The sequence below is a fragment of the Wolbachia endosymbiont (group A) of Volucella inflata genome, from assembly GCF_947250665.1.
Classification (GTDB): domain Bacteria; phylum Pseudomonadota; class Alphaproteobacteria; order Rickettsiales; family Anaplasmataceae; genus Wolbachia; species Wolbachia pipientis.
Genome location: NZ_OX366338.1, coordinates 762,762 through 778,861 on the forward strand (window position 1 = coordinate 762,762; position 16,100 = coordinate 778,861).

Here is a 16,100-nt window from a genome sequence, read left to right on the forward strand (position 1 = left end):
AAAGCTTGGTAAATTTGTTTTTATAGCTTAAATACAGCATTCTCTATATTACTAGGCTCTGTGGACAAAATTTTAGAGAAGCCATACAAGAGCTCCAACAAAATTGAGAAAACCCATAAAAACCTCAGCAGTTTTATCAAATCTGGAAAAAATGCGCCTAAAATTTTTAATTTTACCAAAAAAACACTCAATCAAATGACGTTCTTTGTAGATATGCTCATCGTAATACCTTTGCACTTTTCGATTCCGTTTTGGCGGAATAACTACTGTACATCCCTTGTCTTCAAGACTTGTAACAAAGGCATTGCTATCGTAGCCCTTGTCAGCTACTACAGTAGAGTTATAGATACTTTCGGTCAACACTTGTGCCTGCGTAATTTCATTTCTTTGACCAGGAGTCAGAGTAAATTTAAGTGGATTTCCAAGTGCATCGACAAGCGCATGTATTTTAGTTGTAAAGCCACCTTTGCTCCTCCCTAAAGCTTCTTGATCCTTGGAGTTTTTTGTATATCCAGATGAACATGGATGGCCTCGGATGATCGTACCGTCGATTATAGCAACTTCTAAATCAGGCTCTTGTTTAGTATATTCAAGCAATTTTTTCCAGACATCTCTTTCACACCATCTTTTAAATCGCTTATGTATACTCCTGTAATTACCATAAGTTTTTGGTAAAAGTCTCCATTGGCAACCACTTCGCACTATGTACCACACTGCCTCTATGAATATTCTTAAACGTTTTTCATCTTTGCTGTGCATTCCTTTTACGCTTTTTATGAACTCTAAAATTTGTTTCCAATTTTCCTCTTTGATGTAATATTGCATATGGTAGTTTCTCCATTTTTTACCTATTAGGCTAAACTACCATCTTTTTCTCTCTTTTCATATTTTTTGTCCACAGAGCCTAGTCAAAATATGTGTTTTCTAACCCTTTTTTGGTAATTGAACGAACGAAGATAAGGTACCTTATGACGATCAACTTTCCTTCCCTTTCTTACCGCCAAAGTGTTCATCAAAAATAGCTTTGATAATTGATCCATAATGCAGTCAGTATCTGATTCCGTAGCAAAAATGTCGAAAGCCAAGTTTTTGATCGCGTTAAATGAGACAGATTTGTTAATGCTTCTCTTAAGCTTATCATCGGTTAAGTCCATATTCAACGCTTCTTCTACATCTTCTGTCATAACACTTTCTAGGTTGCTAATAAAGATAGCTGACCAAAAATCCTGTTTAACAGACTCAACACTTTTTCCTGTAAAATTTTCTAGACTTAGTCTTCCTTTGAGTTTTGCAAAAAATGTCTCAACTCCCCAGCGTAAAAAATATAACTCCTTAAATCCTCCAGTTTGAAACTTTTGTTCATCCATTAATGATGTAGCTAACACTTCAATTTCACCAGATGGCAGTACCACTTTGAAGCGTTATTCCACTATTTTCTTGTTTTATCTTACGCTGAGCACATATGGTAACCTCAACACTAGATGGGCTTTTTTCTTCAAACATAGCATTCACTTCATTAAAAGATGATCTGGGACATCGAATGACATAAGCAATTTTTCTTTTTGTAAGGCTAGAAAGAAATTTATAAGATAAATATACAAATCAGTAAGTCATTAGTATTTACAACTTTAAGCATTTCATCTGCTAAGTTAATTTCATGAGTGTTACCTCTATCTAACACTGACCTTATGGCAACATTATTTATAACAAACCGCAAAGGTTGCACTTGCATAATCACCTAAATCTTTTGGTTTTTGGTTACGTATTTTTCTTGAGCCAAATTCATTTTTTATTTCAACGCTTGTTGGTAAAATGATTTTGGAGGCATCAAGAGCTAACACTCTAAAGCCAAAACAAGTTTTAAATTTTTGGTCTTGGTAGTACAAGGAAACCACACCTTCGTTAATTTCTGAAAATGCACTGTGTTTCATTTTTTTTCTTGCTTGACTAAAAGCACTAGCAGTAACGGTATAGTCTTTTTTCCTATATAAAATAAATTCGTTTAGTGTTACTTGCAGCGACTTTACACTTTTTCTTAAAATTAAGATAAATATGTCAATAAAAGATAACTTCCTCTTTCTCATAAAATCTTTTGAAGATGATTTATGGGATTCTATAAATTCTAGACTTGCCAATTCATTTTGAATAAATTTTATTACTGCCTTTTTTACTCATACTACCTTTAAACTTATTGGTATACATCATTATCCCATAAAATCTATCTTTTTTCCTTAACTTAATGGCAGTGAGACTTGGAATATCTTCGTGAACTACATTTTCCTCATAACAGATTAGGTACTTATCCCCAGTTGATGTCTTCATGCCTGATGAATTTTGCATTTCGGGTGTCACGTTGGATAGCGAGTTTGACTATCGCTATATCTTCCTCATGTTCAATCGCTTCTTGTATAAACCCCTCTGCTAGCTCTTGAACTGATTGGTTTTTCACTTTAGCCAAGCGAGTAAGATTCTTTAAAACTTTTTCGCTAATGTTAATACCTGAATCTGCCATATGTTTTACCAAAATCTACTACTATAACAATTTTACAACATCTTTCTAAATTTTTCAATAAAAAAAGCAGTTTACGTAGGTACTTTCCACCCATTTCCAGCAGTTTTTTCTTCTTCTGTTTCTTCCATCTTAGAGCCTGGTTCTTCATGTGTATCAGTCACAGGTTCTTTTTCTGCTTGCATTATTTTACCTGACATGTACTCCTTAGCTTGCTTAGCGAGCTCGATTACAATAGCTACTCCAATTGTAGTTGCAACCGTAAGTGCTAGTGCATGTATTCCTACTGCAAGCAAGGACTCTAGTGCCGCTGATAAAGATGTTAAGGAATCTATTTTACATATTGGAAAAGCGCCACTTGCAGCGATAAAAGCTCCAACTACAATGTTTCCAATAAACAACAAAGGAGTTAGGAACAAGGGCTGGTAATCGTCAGGCTGTTGAGACAATCCTTTCCATGTTATTGAAAGCAAAATGTAAGCTACTATTAATGGTATTATGGAAATAGCACCAACGATACCACCTACTATACCTACTACCAGAGGTGACGGAGTAGTAAGGCTTAATATAATAAGTGGGAGAGATATAATTGATAGTATTATAGAAATTACACCTACTGTTTTCAGAAGAGATAGAAATCCTTTTGAATCTAAGTGTTCTTTAATTCCCTTAAATAATATAAAGAAAATGCTTATACACATTATAGCACAAAGTATTACTGCTGCTATTTTTATTATAGCTGCTGCTATAAGTGCTGCTAAATAAGCTATATTCATTATAACTTTACCACTAAACTTAATAACACTGCAATTATCACACACCATAATAAAAAAGTCAACACCATATGTTTAGGTTGTAAAATCCTAAAAAGCAGCCAGAATAGAATAAGCAAACATTTACGAATTGAATTTAGTGCAAACAAGGGTGTTGATATCAACCATACTCTGCAGAATCGCAATATGGTATGACTACATGCTCTTCACTGATTTGATTAACATAATCAGCAGAGAGTTTTGTTTTGCAAAAGATGTCTACAGTAACATACTGCAATTATTTGGAATTGTAGGGCTAGGTGCAATTGTAAGGCCACTTGGTGCATTCATATTTGGTCACGTTGGTGACAGGTATGGAAGGAGGATAGCATTGATAATTACTATCTTGCTAATATCGATACCGTCTAGTCTCATTGCATTTATTCCAAGTCACAATCAAGTAGGTATAATTTCTACTATATTGCTTCTTGCAATCCATATAACACAAGGAATTGCACTTGGTGGTGAACAAGGAAGTTCTGTTTATCTTATAGAGCATTTATCCAGTAGGAAAGAGAACTTAGGGATGTATTTTGGAATGATGGGTTTTGGTCGTTCCATTGGCGTCTTGCTTTCTGCGGTGATAGTGATTATCTGCAAAAAAACTACTGATTTTTGTACCTGGGGTTGGAGATTGCCATTTATTTTCTCAGCTATTTTAGGATTAATTAGCGCGTATAGCATATACACATTGGGAGAAACTCCAGCATATGAAAAAAATCGAAAACAAAGAAATTTACCTGATTTGCCAATAATAGAGCTTATAAAACGCCACAAGAGAGCTCTTATACTTGCTATTTTAATATCTGTACCTGTTAATGTTGCTGTTGGATTTACCATATTTCTTCGAACTCTCGCAAAGGAAATAGCATCAGTGGATGTTTATGTAACAACATATATCAACGAAATTGTATTGATTATAACCAGTGTATTAATGCCGATATCTTCAATAGCGTTTGGAATGTTGGCTGATAAAGTTGGAAAAGAGCGCACTGCAATCTTATTTATAGCAATTACAATGGCACTGTGTTGTCCTGCGTTATCTATTGCATATTACTACAAAAATTACCTTATAATTATGCTTAGTGTAATGGCTCTTTCTATAATAGAAAGAGGTATAGTTCCCATAGGAATAGTTGCATCTGAACTCTTTCCCACCAATGTTAGATTTAGTGGTGTGAGCTTATCACGCAATATCTCTTATGCGTTACATGGAGGATTTACTCCTATGGTTTGTATTTGGTTGACTGTAACATTTCCTCAAACAAACCTTGCTGCTGGGCTTTATATAGTCTTCTGCTTATTGATCAGTGTGGTAGCAATATTGCAAATAAAACCGCAAGATAAAAAGTGTGATTGGTAATTTTCTCTTAAATGTGTATTCTCCTAAGTTGAAAAAAGGTGTGAAAAATGCGCTAATCTCGCTAAATGAGAAAATTTTATTGCGGAAAAATTAGAACGATCAAAAACACATGCCATGATTAAACTTTTTTATGCGTAACACTAATTTCTTATTCTATTCGTCTAAAAAAACAGTATTTCCAATTTATTTCCAACTGTAAGTTTAAGTCTTTACAAGCGTCACAAATATAGTATAATATAAGTTAGGCTCTATGGAGGGTATATGACAACAGATACAGAAAATAATAATAGAATTAATATAGTATGTGAACAAGCGGGAAATGTTGTTCACTCAGATATTGCTTACTCAGAAAGAATACAAAAGTCAGTAGAAAATGAAGCATTGTGTGATGCGTGGTCTTATTTTGAGTACTTTGAAGATGTGTTGAGAATAAAAAACAACACCGATAGGGAAAACAGAATTAAGCAGCTTATCAAGGAAGATTTAGATATAAATGCTACAAAAAATGGCAAAACTATTCTAGACGTTGCTATAGAAAAAAAATGCTCATCAAAAGTTATAAGTTCATTAATAAGCAATGGCAGTAGGATTGATACTATAGATGCTAGCGATCGTACTGTACTGCATAGATCTGTTAGGAATAAAAATAGAAAAGTTATTGAGTTGTTTTTAGAAGCTAATAAAAAAGAAGTGTCTCAGTACATGTTAGCAAGGTTTTTGCCATTGTCTATGTTATGTCAAAAAATAGAAGTAAATGCTAAGGATAATGATGGTTGTACTGCTTTGGATTATGCTCAATATGGCAGTGAGATGTATAGCTTGCTGCAAAAATATGGAGCACAACATAGTGAAAAATTTTTACACTTACGCAGCCTTAATATAGGGGAATTAGATTTAAATAAACTTGTTTCTGACCACAACTACTGCTTCGATATACTTACAAAGCATTAGAGATTGAGGATAAATATAATAAGGCAAAGGTTATAGACTGGTTGCTCAAAGATGGTGCTAACATTAATGTTACTAAAGGTGATCAAGCCCTACTGAGTGTTGCAGCTGAAAAAGGTGATGTTGAAAATGCTGTGCTATTGCTTGAAAGGGGAGCACATGAAGGAGTAAATTCTCAAGATGCTGAAGGAAGAACGTTATTACTAAATGCAATTATTCAAGATAAGTTGGGTCATGCAAAATATCTCATAAAACAAAGAGTTAACGTTAATATACCAGATAATAATGGAAATAGCTCACTACACTACGCTGTTGTCAATTTTATTAAGCAGCGCTTAATTGAATGTGATGAAACCTATACAGCTAACGCTACTTTTTATGATTTTCTTAAGAATGGTGCAGATCTCTATATCAAAAATCATGATAACCTTACAGCATTTGAATATGCTTTTCACGCAAGAATAGCTCCTAGGGAAGCTGTTTATTTATTCAAGCTATATATAGAAAGAGGTGATCAGAGTGAAAACATGCAGTTAGTAAAAAATTTCAAATTGCCTTCTGGTGAAACACTATTGGAGTATTTTTTCAACAATAAATTATTTGATAGTGCTCAATCTTGTATAGATCTAGGAGCGAATGTTTCGCATAATGGATCATCTTTACTGATACAAGCTCTTCAGAATAGAGATATAGAAGGTATCGGGTTTCTTTTACGAAACAGAGCAGACATTCCAAATAACGCAAACATTTCAAATAATAAGAAAAACTGTAAGTTGTATTTCCAAGTAGCGGTTGGATGTGTAGTGATGTTTTCGCTTGGTATGGGAGCTGCAGCCACGTTTACTCTAATTAAAATGTCTCCGCTAGTGTTAGTAATAGTAGCTGTAACCTTCTTTTTGACTGCAATAGCATCTATGTCTCTGTTTGTATTATATAAAAAAGTAAAAGGGGAACGCAAACACGAGGTAATTGTTAATAATGCTGCATTTAACATAAGTCTAGAAGAAGCAGCTAATGGTTTGTTTAGCGAGTTATCAACTATAGCAGAAAGAGGGGCAGAAGCAGGTGCACTATACCTGGAAGTAAAGGAAAAGACTGAAAGTATAGCTAAAAAAATGACATCCAAAAAGGAATTAATTGAAGCAAGATTTCAAAATATACAAGAAAATTTCATTAATAAGTTAAGTAATTTTGAAGAACTTCAAGGTGCTAGAGATTCTAGTACTTTAAAGAAATTCTATGCTGCTGTTAAAGATGTTCTAAAGATACGCTCCAGCATTCCTATTTCCAATTTACATCTATTATCGCTTGTTTACCATTTATCATTGGAAGTATCGTATGCTATTTCTCAGGCAATAACTGATCCAACTCTTGGAAGTACAATTTTAACTGCCATAAGTGAAAGAAAATTGCCTGAAGATAAGCAGTGGGGTAAGGTATTAAAAAATGCAGTACCAAACTTAATAAGAAATCAAGAAGTTGTGCGGAATGTTATAGTACCAACTCTTACTGATATTTTAAAGAGCCTATCAGAATCAAGAGAAGAAAGAAAATTTATAATCTATACTCTGGTCTGCATAAAAGAAGTGATTGATGAAATTTATACAACATCGGTACAAGAGTCATTGCATAGGATATTAGGAGTAGAACTTGCAAATAGTCTAAATGGTATGGTACAGGCAATAAGTAACCTATTAGGCTGCTATGGACACGAAGAAGTAGAACGTGCAAGAACCGCACATGAGTTAGATTACAGAGTAGGTAAACTTACACCTGAAGAAACGCAGCAATTCGTTATAAACTTAGGAGAGAGAGTAGGATCTCTCAGGGAGTTTGAGGGTCGAGTTACAAATAAACAGTCAATTAGTAAATTGATAGATTATTGTTTGGACCCAAAACTGAATGATAGGGAAGCAGCCGCAACACTATTAAATTATATACTCACATGTACTGAAGATGGTCGTCATTTGGCCGCTGAAGCTGGTACTAATAATAATTTATCTAGCAACTCTAATGTTGTACTTATTACGCACGTGGCAGCAAATCGATCTGCACAGTTAGACTAGAGGCAGCTATGTGGAAAAAAGTGAAGATAGTTTCAGAGATAAGCAAGCAAATGACAATTGATAGACTTAACTATGTTCTCAATTTCTCAAAAAAATCCTTTAACAAAAAAGAGCATTCTGTTTCTAATATTCCACCATAAATTTCAGGTATATGGCTGCAAAATTGAAATATCTTAGCACCATTTTCAATTCCTCCACCTTTTGGATTATAAGCTCCAAAGTACAATCGTTTAATTCTGGCAAAGGAAATGGCTTGAGCACACATCGGACATGGTTCTAATGTTACGTACATATCAGTATCACAAAGCGTGGAAGTTGAAAGCGATTTGCATGCTTGTCTGATCGCTAACATCTCTGCATGTGCAGTTGGATCGCTGGATATATTGTGTGCAGAAGAAATGATATTGTCTCCACTCACTATTACAGCACCTATGGGCACCTCATCATTTTTTTGAGCGAGTTTGGCTTGCTCTATGGCAAGCTCCATATATTGATACTTAAACACTAGGCACTTATTTCTTATCAATTGCTGCTTTAACGAACGACACGAAAAGAGGATGAGGAGAAAACGGCTTTGATTGAAATTCTGGATGAAACTGCACACCAATAAACCACGGATGACTCTCTAACTCCACTGCCTCTATACATGTTCCATCTTCTGATATGCCACTGCATAGCAGCCCATTTTTTTCCAAATCATCTTTATAATCTGAATTGATTATGTATCTATGCCTGTGTCTTTCTGAAATAGTAGTGTTACTATATGCATCCATCATTTTAGAGTTTGCATTTATATTACATTTGTATGCCCCAAGTCTCATGGTTCCACCAAGATCGTCATCTTGATCGCCAGCTAACTTAACGATTGGATGTTTACAGTTACGAAATTCTTCAGAGTGTGCATCTTCAAGCTTAACAACATTACGAGCAAATTCAATAATTGCAAGCTGCATACCAAGGCAAATTCCGAAAAATGGGATATTATTTGTACGGGCATAATTTATTGCTAATATTTTACCCTCTACTCCGTCATCACCAAACCCCCCTGGAACAAGGATTGCATGAGAATTCTGTAATTTCTCTCCTATAAGTTTTTCATTTATAGGTTTTTCTTCCTTCTCTCTTGAGTTAACCCAATTTATCTTTACTTTGACTTTATTACTAATCGCACCATGATTTAATGCTTCAACCAGTGATTTGTATGCATCAGGGAATTCGGTGTATTTTCCCACTATAGATACAGTAACTTCCTGTGTTGGGTGCCTTATGGAATGCACTATTTGATCCCATTCAGTCAAGCTTGGTTTTGGCTTACTTAAATGAAAGTGCTCCAAAATTTGTGTATCAAGCCCACATTGGCTATACAACACCGGTAACTCATATATATGACTCACATCAGGGGCAGGTATTACATTGGATAAAGAAACATTGCAAAGCTTAGCTATTTTCTCTCTTTGATTATCGAAAATTTCTTTCTCACTGCGGCATAATATAATATCTGGTTGTAACCCCGCGGAATTTAACTCTCGAACTGAATGCTGCGTTGGTTTTGTCTTTAATTCTTGCGCTGCGGTAAGATATGGTATTAAAGTTAAGTGAATCAGGATAACTCTTTGTTTTCCTAATGTGTAGTTAACTTGGCGTATAGCCTCCAAAAATGGTTGGCTTTCAATGTCACCTACAGTTCCGCCTATTTCACATATTACAAAATCTAAACCTTCCGTACCATTAAAAATGAACGATTTGATCAAATCTGTCACATGAGGAATGACTTGCACAGTTTTGCCCAGATAATCACCACGCCTCTCTTTCTTCAATAACTCATGATATATCTTACCAGTTGTTATATTGTCATCTTTTGTTGCTTTAATTCCAGTAAAACGCTCATAATGCCCAAGATCCAAATCAGTTTCAGCACCATCTTCGGTAACAAATACCTCTCCGTGCTGAGTTGGGTTCATTGTCCCAGGATCAATGTTGAGATACGGGTCAAGTTTTCTGATACGGATCTTAAAACCGTGAGCTTGAAGAAGCGCACCAACACTCGAAGCAACTAAGCCTTTACCAAGCGATGACACAACTCCACCTGTGACAAAGATAAATTTAGCTTCCTTCATTAATTTTCAAATGGAACAGAAGTAGATTCACTTTCTTGCTTTTTTTCTAATATAATTTTTTCTGCGATCGATTTTTTATGTACGTCTTTTGAACATAATCCTGACAATAGCAATGTGTTTATAATAAATAATCCAGCAACAATAGCCGTTATTCTGCTGAGCGGGTTTTCAGAAGATTTCACCGGAATCATCGAATTGACCCCCTGTTGTGTATTACTAAAACCACTTAACGAACTACTTCCAGGCGGCTGCAAGAGCACTAAAATTACTAACACAACAACCAATATTATTTGAAATATACTTAATACCGCTACTGACATTATAGATAGGGCTGAAAATAAAAATCTTAGCAGTACAAAGCACGTAAGTCAAGAACATCTGTCACCCAAGTAGTTTGAAATCTAAGTATGTATTTACTGCTTACCTTATTTTGATTAACATATGCATAAGACTTTGGGCTTAATATGTATCACATTTTAAAATACAAAGATTATGAACCAAAAATAGACGAAAGTGCTTTCATCGCAGGTGGTTCGCATATCATAGGCAAGGTTGAAATAGGAAGAAATGCGAGCATCTGGTTTAATTGTGTGGTCAGAGGGGACGTTGGATCAATAAAAATAGGTGATGGAACAAATATTCAAGATGGAACGGTAATTCATGTGGATAGAAACCCAGGTGGTGACACAATTATTGGCAGTATGGTAACAGTGGGACATTTTTGTATGTTGCACGCATGCACGGTGCATGATAAAGCGTTTATTGGTATGGGCTCTACCGTGATGGACCATGCAGTTGTGGAGCCTGAAGCTATGGTAGCTGCTGGCTCACTGGTAACACACGGAAAAGTGATAAAAAGTGGGGAAATATGGGCTGGCAGGCCAGCAAAATTCTTCAAAAAAATGTTGAATGAAGAAATTAAACATATCACGCAGTCGGCACAAAATTATATTATGTTAATGAAGGAATACAAAAACTGAAGTTCGCGTCAAGTATTTTACTTGACACGTACGTCTCAGCTCAACAAACTGTGTTAAGCTACCTTGTTTTTCCCCCACTTACTCCTTGCACTTCCGCTCCATTCACTTGAGTACTAGGTAATGCTGCATATGTAATACTACCAACTGCGAGTGTAGATACTACTGCTATACCAACCATTACCCAAATATCTAATCTCACTGTACGTTCAAGTGCAGTAAATGCTATCAGTCCAGCAGCAAGACCCATACCAACAGTAGCGGTGTACCGTGCTCCATTGCTTTGTTTTGGTTGCTGAATTGCTTTGCTTTTATCTTCTAGTTCTTTATTTTTCTCCTTTAACTGCTCAGCTTCATCCTTTTGATCTTTTAAGTCTGTTTTTAACTTTTCAGCCTCAGTATTTAGTTGTGCTATTTCCTGATTGTTAGTTTTTAATTGCTCATTTAAGCTTTTAACTTCGGTATTTTTAGCGCTTAAGCCTGCCTCTAACTGCTCAAGCTTGCTTACTTTTTGTTTTATTTCATCTGATAGTTCACCTTTAGCTTTATTTTTGAAATCATCTTGAGCTTTCAGTTCATCTTTTGCAGCCGTTATTGTTGCTTGATCAGTTTTTAGTTCATCTTTTGCAGCCGTTATTATTGCTTGATCAGCTTTTAGTTCATCTATTACTGTGTTTCTTATTTCATTTACTTTGTCTCCTATTTTTTGCGCATCTTCTACTTCTAATATTTCTTTTACAAAAGCCTTTAGTTTTTGTTTTGCATCTTTGTTGAGATTAGAACCATCATCTAAGGTATTAGCGATAATGTTCAAATCATTTAAACTAAACATATCAAACCTCAATATATATAATTAACATTACATAATACCTTTAGAACCTAAGGTCAAGTAATATTTTTATCATAGCATAGAAAATTTATGTTCGTAAACAAAAAATTTTGGCGTAAAATTGCCGTAATTGTGCTAACTTAGAGCTTAAAACTTAAGAAATATTTATGTTAAAAGAAAAATACGGCTTTAAAGAAATTGAAGACAAATGCAACATATTGTGGGAAGGAAGTAAAGTTTATAAATGGAATGGTGAAAAGGATAACACTTTCACTATAGACACACCTCCGCCGACAATATCGGGAAAACTCCATATTGGCCATATATTTAGCTATTGCCACACGGACTTTATTGCAAGGTTTCAGCGCATGCTGGGAAAAGATGTGTTTTACCCAATTGGGTTTGATGATAACGGGCTTCCCACTGAAAGATTGGTTGAACAAACCTATAAAACCCGTGCAAAAGAAGTTGGCAGAGAAAAATTTATAGAGATGTGCCATGAGGTTATTGAGAAATCAAAGCAAGAATTCAAGGAACTATTTAAGTCTGTTGGAATTAGTTACGATTGGGGTTTGGAATATCACACGATCAGCAAGGAAACTGTGACGCTTTCACAGATGTCGTTTATTGATCTATATAATAAAGGGTATGCATATAGAAAAATGCAGCCCATCCTTTGGGACCCGGTTGATAAAACAGCAATTGCGCAAGCAGAAATAGAAGATAAAGTTTTTGAGTCATCCTTAAATACGATAGTTTTCTCTACTCAAGAAAATAAGCAGATCAATATTGCGACCACGCGGCCTGAATTACTTCCCGCATGTGTTGTGGTTTTCTGCCACCCAGAGGATGCGCGCTACACTCATCTGATCGGAAAAACAGCGGTAGTGCCAATAACAGAGGAGAAAGTTCCAATAATAGCAGATGATAAGGTTAAAATAGATAAAGGCACTGGGCTTGTTATGTGCTGTACGTTTGGTGATGAACTCGACATATATTGGCAGCAAAAGCATAATCTACCGATGAAAATTATCATCGATCAGGATGGAAGGATGAACCTTCATTCAGTACATGGTCAGAAGGAAGAAATATGGATCCCATTGTCACGCACTGGGATGACAAAGGAGGGTGGGTGTGATCAGAAAGAAGAATGGATCCCAGTGTCAGCTACTCGGATGACAGACGATATACTAAATGAAATAAATGGATTGAAAGTTACAGCAGCAAGAAAGCGGATAATCGAAATCCTAACTCAAAGAGGACTTTTGATAGAAAGCACTAGCATTTCTCATTCTGTTAAGTGCGCAGAAAGATCTGGTGCACCACTTGAGATATTGCCTACTTATCAATGGTTTATCAAGACCTTAGAGCAAAAAGCTCAAGTATTAGATAAAGTAAAAGAATGCAATTGGCATCCAGCTACTATGCGTAAACGTATGGAAGTGTGGATAGAAGGACTAAATTGGGACTGGTGCATCTCAAGGCAGCGCTATTTTGGTGTGCCATTTCCAGCATGGTATTCCAAACGTAAGGGTGAAGAAGGCAAAATTATTCTAGCTGAAGTAAAGAACCTGCCTATAGATCCACTCAAAGACTTGCCAAAAGGGTATAGCAAAGAAGAGGTTATCCCAGATCAAGATGTAATGGATACCTGGGCCACAAGTTCAATTACTCCTCAACTGAGTGCACTGGCAGTAAACAGTGAGTTTAGCTTACCAAATCATCGCTATAATACAATATTTCCTGCAGATCTGCGCAGCCAGAGCCATGAGATAATAAGAACTTGGGCTTTTTATACTATTTTAAAGGCACATTATCATGCAAATTCTTTACCTTGGAAAAACATTATGATCAGCGGTTGGTGTTTAGCCGATGATAAGAAAAAGATGAGTAAATCAAAAGGTAACATCATCACTCCTCATGTAATACTTGAAACTTATGGAGCTGATGTAGTGCGCTATTGGGCAGCGAACTCAAGGCTTGGAGTTGATACAGTCTACTCTGAAAATATATTCAAAATTGGCAAGCGCCTAGTTACAAAACTTTGGAACGCTAGCAAGTTTGTTTCCATGTTCATGGAAAAGCATCAAGTGATGAGCATAAATTCTGCTCACGAGACAATGGATAAGTGGATATTGTCTAAGTTATACAAAGTTATAGAAAGAGCAACGAACAACCTATTACAATTTGAATACTGCGAAGCTTTGGGCGTAATAGAGGAATTTTTTTGGAAGGATTTTTGTGATAGTTACTTGGAGTTAGTAAAAAAACGTGCGTACGGAAGCAGTTTAAGTGCAAAACAAAGCTTGGCGTATGTACTGAATATTATTTTGCGGTTATTTGCACCTTTCTTGCCTTACATTACAGAAGAGATATACCACCAGTTGTATAGTTATAATTCTGTACACAATCAAAGTAATTGGCCGAGCAAAGAAGAACTTATCTACGATAAATATTCAGAGGAAATGGGAGATAATGTTATTCAGATATTAAATATTATCAGAAAGATAAAGGCAGATAATAATGTATCAGTTAAGCATCTGATAAAAAAGTTGATGATAAAAGCAGATCTACGAGAGGATAAGTTGGATCAATCCGCACAGGATGATTTGCAGGCAGTGTGCAATGCGGAAACGATAGAGTGGATGCAGTCTGAGCTTGAAACTGAAGACGGGAAATACATAGTGAATATAGACTTATACTGATTTTTATAGCTTCACTTCCTTTGATATCTATGCTATCATAGTCATTATTGATTGTGAGAGAATAATAACGGGGGATTTATATAATAAAGCCAATGCACCATATCTTATAGCTGGTGCTCTTGCTACTTTGGTATTGCTTGCGTCTGGGACACTTGCTGTTGCCCCTTATGTTAAGTTCTTGTCTTCAGTTGCAGCCTTTAATGTAGCTCTTCCTGTTGCTTTGAGTTTGTCTATACTTTCTATTTTGGTGCTTGCACTTTCATGTAAAATAATTAGTAATAATAAGAAAATAGAGGTTGAGAAAAATAAATTTGCTGAAAAAGAGCAAGAGTTAGAAAGCGTAAAACAACAATCAGAGAGTAGGGTACAAGAGTTAGAAAGTAAAATAGCTCTGGGAGAAAAAGCTAAAGAAGCTGTAAATAAAGAAGTGAAGGAATTAAAAGATCAATTAACTCGAGAAAAGCAAGATTTGGAAAGCGAAATTGCAGGGTTAAATAAGGAAATAGAGCAGTTAAAGACACAACAAGATGATGCACAGCAAAAATTAGATGATGCTACAAAAGAGTTAAATAATAAAGGTAATCAAATCCGAGAATTAGAGGGTAAGATAGGTGCCCCTAATAATAAGAACAAAGATTTACACGATGAAAATACAGAATTGAGTGCAAAAGTAAAAGGTCAGTTAAAACATAAGGAGGAGATGCTTTCTCTTGAATACCAAGAGTTACGTGATGAAAATGTAAGATTGAATGAAAGAGTGGATTCTTTAATGGAGGAATTATCTCAACCTCAAAAAGAAATAGATTCCTTAAAAAGGCAGTTAGATGAATTAAAATATGAAGGAACTTTAGCTCTTTTATTAGAAGAAAGAATAACAGAATTGGAAACATGTTTAGAAAAGAAAAGGAAAAAAGTAGAAGAATTAGTAATGCAGTTAAGAAAAGAAAAAGGTGAAACTTCCTCTCTGGGGAAGAAATTAAAAGATTCGGAGGAAAGAGCAAAAGAATTAAAAGAATTAAGGGGAAAGTTATTCCAATTGAACGGGGAAAAGGAAAAATTAGAAGATGAAATTAGTGATAAACGTCAAGAGCGCACTGATCTTGAAAGTGAAGTTAAAAAATTGCGTACAAGGGAGAAAGAGTACTTATCTAAAATTAAGGAGCTGGAAAAGGAGTTATTATCTTTACAAGAAGAAAAGAAAGAATGTGATAACACATTAACAACAGTGAATGATGATCACGATAATAAGGTGAAAGAATTAAACAGTTCACTTTTGGAGCAATCCTCTCAAATAGAGCAACTTCAAAAAGATTTGTCGAAAAAGAAACAAGAAGAAGTGCTTTTTTTGCAACAGATGATAGAATATGTAACAGATGAGGTAGAAAAATTAGTAAGGGAAAATGAAGTGATCAAAGATGATGATAAAAAAGTAATATTACAAGTGATTCAAGCAACAAAGTCTGTGTTAGTAGAAAAAGTTGCACAATATTTGCCAGGCGAAACGTCTGTTCCTTCATTTGTGGAAGATCCTGGATATACCAGTGGATGTTCTACCCCAACCAATAGCTACCACACATTTTGAGTACAGTTGTACACTGGATACATAAAACCTTAGCCATTTTTAGCTATTAGACTGAAAATGGGAAGTTTGTTGTAGGTGCAGCACTATAATTCCTCCACAGATAAGAGAATTTTAATAAATATATACAAAACTGCTGAACGTGGGTGGAGGAGGGGAGTAATGAGCAATCTGCTTAGTGAGGCTAACACATTT

13 protein-coding genes and 1 pseudogene are annotated in these 16,100 nt (G+C 35.4%); 6 read left to right on the plus strand and 8 right to left on the minus strand.

Features of this window, described 5'->3' with window-relative positions; genetic code table 11:
• Positions 1-72 precede the first annotated feature (72 nt).
• The 4 genes and pseudogenes from OOK85_RS03835 to OOK85_RS03850 form a co-directional block, all read right to left on the minus strand.
• On the minus strand, positions 73-825 hold the full coding sequence (locus tag OOK85_RS03835) for an IS5 family transposase (protein ID WP_264702164.1): 753 nt from the start codon (positions 823-825) through the stop codon (positions 73-75).
• A gap of 83 nt (positions 826-908) precedes the next feature.
• Positions 909-2,156: pseudogene (locus OOK85_RS03840) on the minus strand (IS4 family transposase).
• 143 nt (positions 2,157-2,299) lie between these two features.
• Positions 2,300-2,512 (minus strand): hypothetical protein, encoded by a 213-nt coding sequence (locus tag OOK85_RS03845; protein WP_065094866.1) that lies wholly within the window; start codon positions 2,510-2,512, stop codon positions 2,300-2,302.
• A gap of 71 nt (positions 2,513-2,583) precedes the next feature.
• The gene (locus OOK85_RS03850; protein WP_264702167.1) at positions 2,584-3,285 is read right to left on the minus strand and encodes a hypothetical protein; all 702 of its coding nucleotides are present in this window, start codon (positions 3,283-3,285) and stop codon (positions 2,584-2,586) included.
• Between the two features lie 136 nt (positions 3,286-3,421).
• Here OOK85_RS03850 and OOK85_RS03855 point away from each other — a divergent pair, with 136 nt between their 5' ends.
• The 3 genes from OOK85_RS03855 (at position 3,422) to OOK85_RS03865 (ending at position 7,698) form a co-directional block, all read left to right on the plus strand.
• On the plus strand, positions 3,422-4,684 hold the full coding sequence (locus OOK85_RS03855; RefSeq protein ID WP_406720034.1) for an MFS transporter: 1,263 nt from the start codon (positions 3,422-3,424) through the stop codon (positions 4,682-4,684).
• Between the two features lie 261 nt (positions 4,685-4,945).
• Positions 4,946-5,635, plus strand: a complete 690-nt coding sequence (locus tag OOK85_RS03860; RefSeq protein ID WP_264702172.1) for an ankyrin repeat domain-containing protein — start codon at positions 4,946-4,948, stop codon at positions 5,633-5,635.
• A 41-nt stretch (positions 5,636-5,676) separates the two neighbouring features.
• Positions 5,677-7,698, plus strand: a complete 2,022-nt coding sequence (locus OOK85_RS03865) for an ankyrin repeat domain-containing protein (RefSeq protein WP_264702174.1) — start codon at positions 5,677-5,679, stop codon at positions 7,696-7,698.
• Positions 7,699-7,768: 70 nt separating this feature from the next.
• Here OOK85_RS03865 and OOK85_RS03870 read toward each other — a convergent pair whose 3' ends face one another.
• From OOK85_RS03870 to secG, 3 genes are read right to left on the minus strand one after another with little or no spacing between them, the layout of a single operon-like run.
• Positions 7,769-8,185: a nucleoside deaminase gene (locus OOK85_RS03870; protein WP_264702176.1), complete on the minus strand. Its 417-nt coding sequence runs from the start codon at positions 8,183-8,185 to the stop codon at positions 7,769-7,771.
• A gap of 25 nt (positions 8,186-8,210) precedes the next feature.
• Positions 8,211-9,815: a CTP synthase gene (locus OOK85_RS03875; protein ID WP_015588967.1), complete on the minus strand. Its 1,605-nt coding sequence runs from the start codon at positions 9,813-9,815 to the stop codon at positions 8,211-8,213.
• Positions 9,815-10,135, minus strand: coding sequence for a preprotein translocase subunit SecG (secG, locus tag OOK85_RS03880; protein ID WP_007548880.1), 321 nt, complete (start codon positions 10,133-10,135; stop codon positions 9,815-9,817). The genes OOK85_RS03875 and secG overlap by 1 nt, the downstream gene beginning before the upstream one ends.
• Positions 10,136-10,279: 144 nt before the next feature.
• Here secG and OOK85_RS03885 point away from each other — a divergent pair, with 144 nt between their 5' ends.
• Positions 10,280-10,795 carry a gamma carbonic anhydrase family protein gene (locus tag OOK85_RS03885; RefSeq protein WP_264702181.1) on the plus strand — a complete coding sequence of 172 codons (516 nt, stop codon included), beginning with the start codon at positions 10,280-10,282 and terminating at the stop codon, positions 10,793-10,795.
• A gap of 58 nt (positions 10,796-10,853) precedes the next feature.
• Here the strand turns inward: OOK85_RS03885 and OOK85_RS03890 are convergent, their stop codons facing one another.
• A complete protein-coding gene (locus OOK85_RS03890) occupies positions 10,854-11,624 on the minus strand; it encodes a hypothetical protein (RefSeq protein WP_264702183.1) in 771 nt (256 codons plus the stop codon).
• Positions 11,625-11,788: 164 nt separating this feature from the next.
• Here OOK85_RS03890 and OOK85_RS03895 point away from each other — a divergent pair, with 164 nt between their 5' ends.
• Both OOK85_RS03895 and OOK85_RS03900 read left to right on the plus strand, forming a co-directional pair.
• Entirely contained in the window at positions 11,789-14,326 is a 2,538-nt protein-coding gene (locus OOK85_RS03895; RefSeq protein WP_264702185.1) for a valine--tRNA ligase, read from the plus strand.
• 178 nt (positions 14,327-14,504) lie between these two features.
• Positions 14,505-15,908, plus strand: coding sequence for a hypothetical protein (locus tag OOK85_RS03900; protein ID WP_264702187.1), 1,404 nt, complete (start codon positions 14,505-14,507; stop codon positions 15,906-15,908).
• The last annotated feature ends 192 nt before the right edge of the window (positions 15,909-16,100 follow it).

Coding starts and splice junctions, on each gene's coding strand:
- OOK85_RS03835 (WP_264702164.1), bottom strand. CDS start 825: ATGCAATATTACATCAAAGAGGAAAATTGGAAACAAATTTTAGAGTTC.
- OOK85_RS03845 (WP_065094866.1), bottom strand. CDS start 2,512: ATGGCAGATTCAGGTATTAACATTAGCGAAAAAGTTTTAAAGAATCTT.
- OOK85_RS03850 (WP_264702167.1), bottom strand. CDS start 3,285: ATGAATATAGCTTATTTAGCAGCACTTATAGCAGCAGCTATAATAAAA.
- OOK85_RS03860 (WP_264702172.1), top strand. CDS start 4,946: ATGACAACAGATACAGAAAATAATAATAGAATTAATATAGTATGTGAA.
- OOK85_RS03870 (WP_264702176.1), bottom strand. CDS start 8,185: ATGGAGCTTGCCATAGAGCAAGCCAAACTCGCTCAAAAAAATGATGAG.
- OOK85_RS03875 (WP_015588967.1), bottom strand. CDS start 9,815: ATGAAGGAAGCTAAATTTATCTTTGTCACAGGTGGAGTTGTGTCATCG.
- secG (WP_007548880.1), bottom strand. CDS start 10,135: ATGTCAGTAGCGGTATTAAGTATATTTCAAATAATATTGGTTGTTGTG.
- OOK85_RS03885 (WP_264702181.1), top strand. CDS start 10,280: ATGTATCACATTTTAAAATACAAAGATTATGAACCAAAAATAGACGAA.
- OOK85_RS03890 (WP_264702183.1), bottom strand. CDS start 11,624: ATGTTTAGTTTAAATGATTTGAACATTATCGCTAATACCTTAGATGAT.
- OOK85_RS03895 (WP_264702185.1), top strand. CDS start 11,789: ATGTTAAAAGAAAAATACGGCTTTAAAGAAATTGAAGACAAATGCAAC.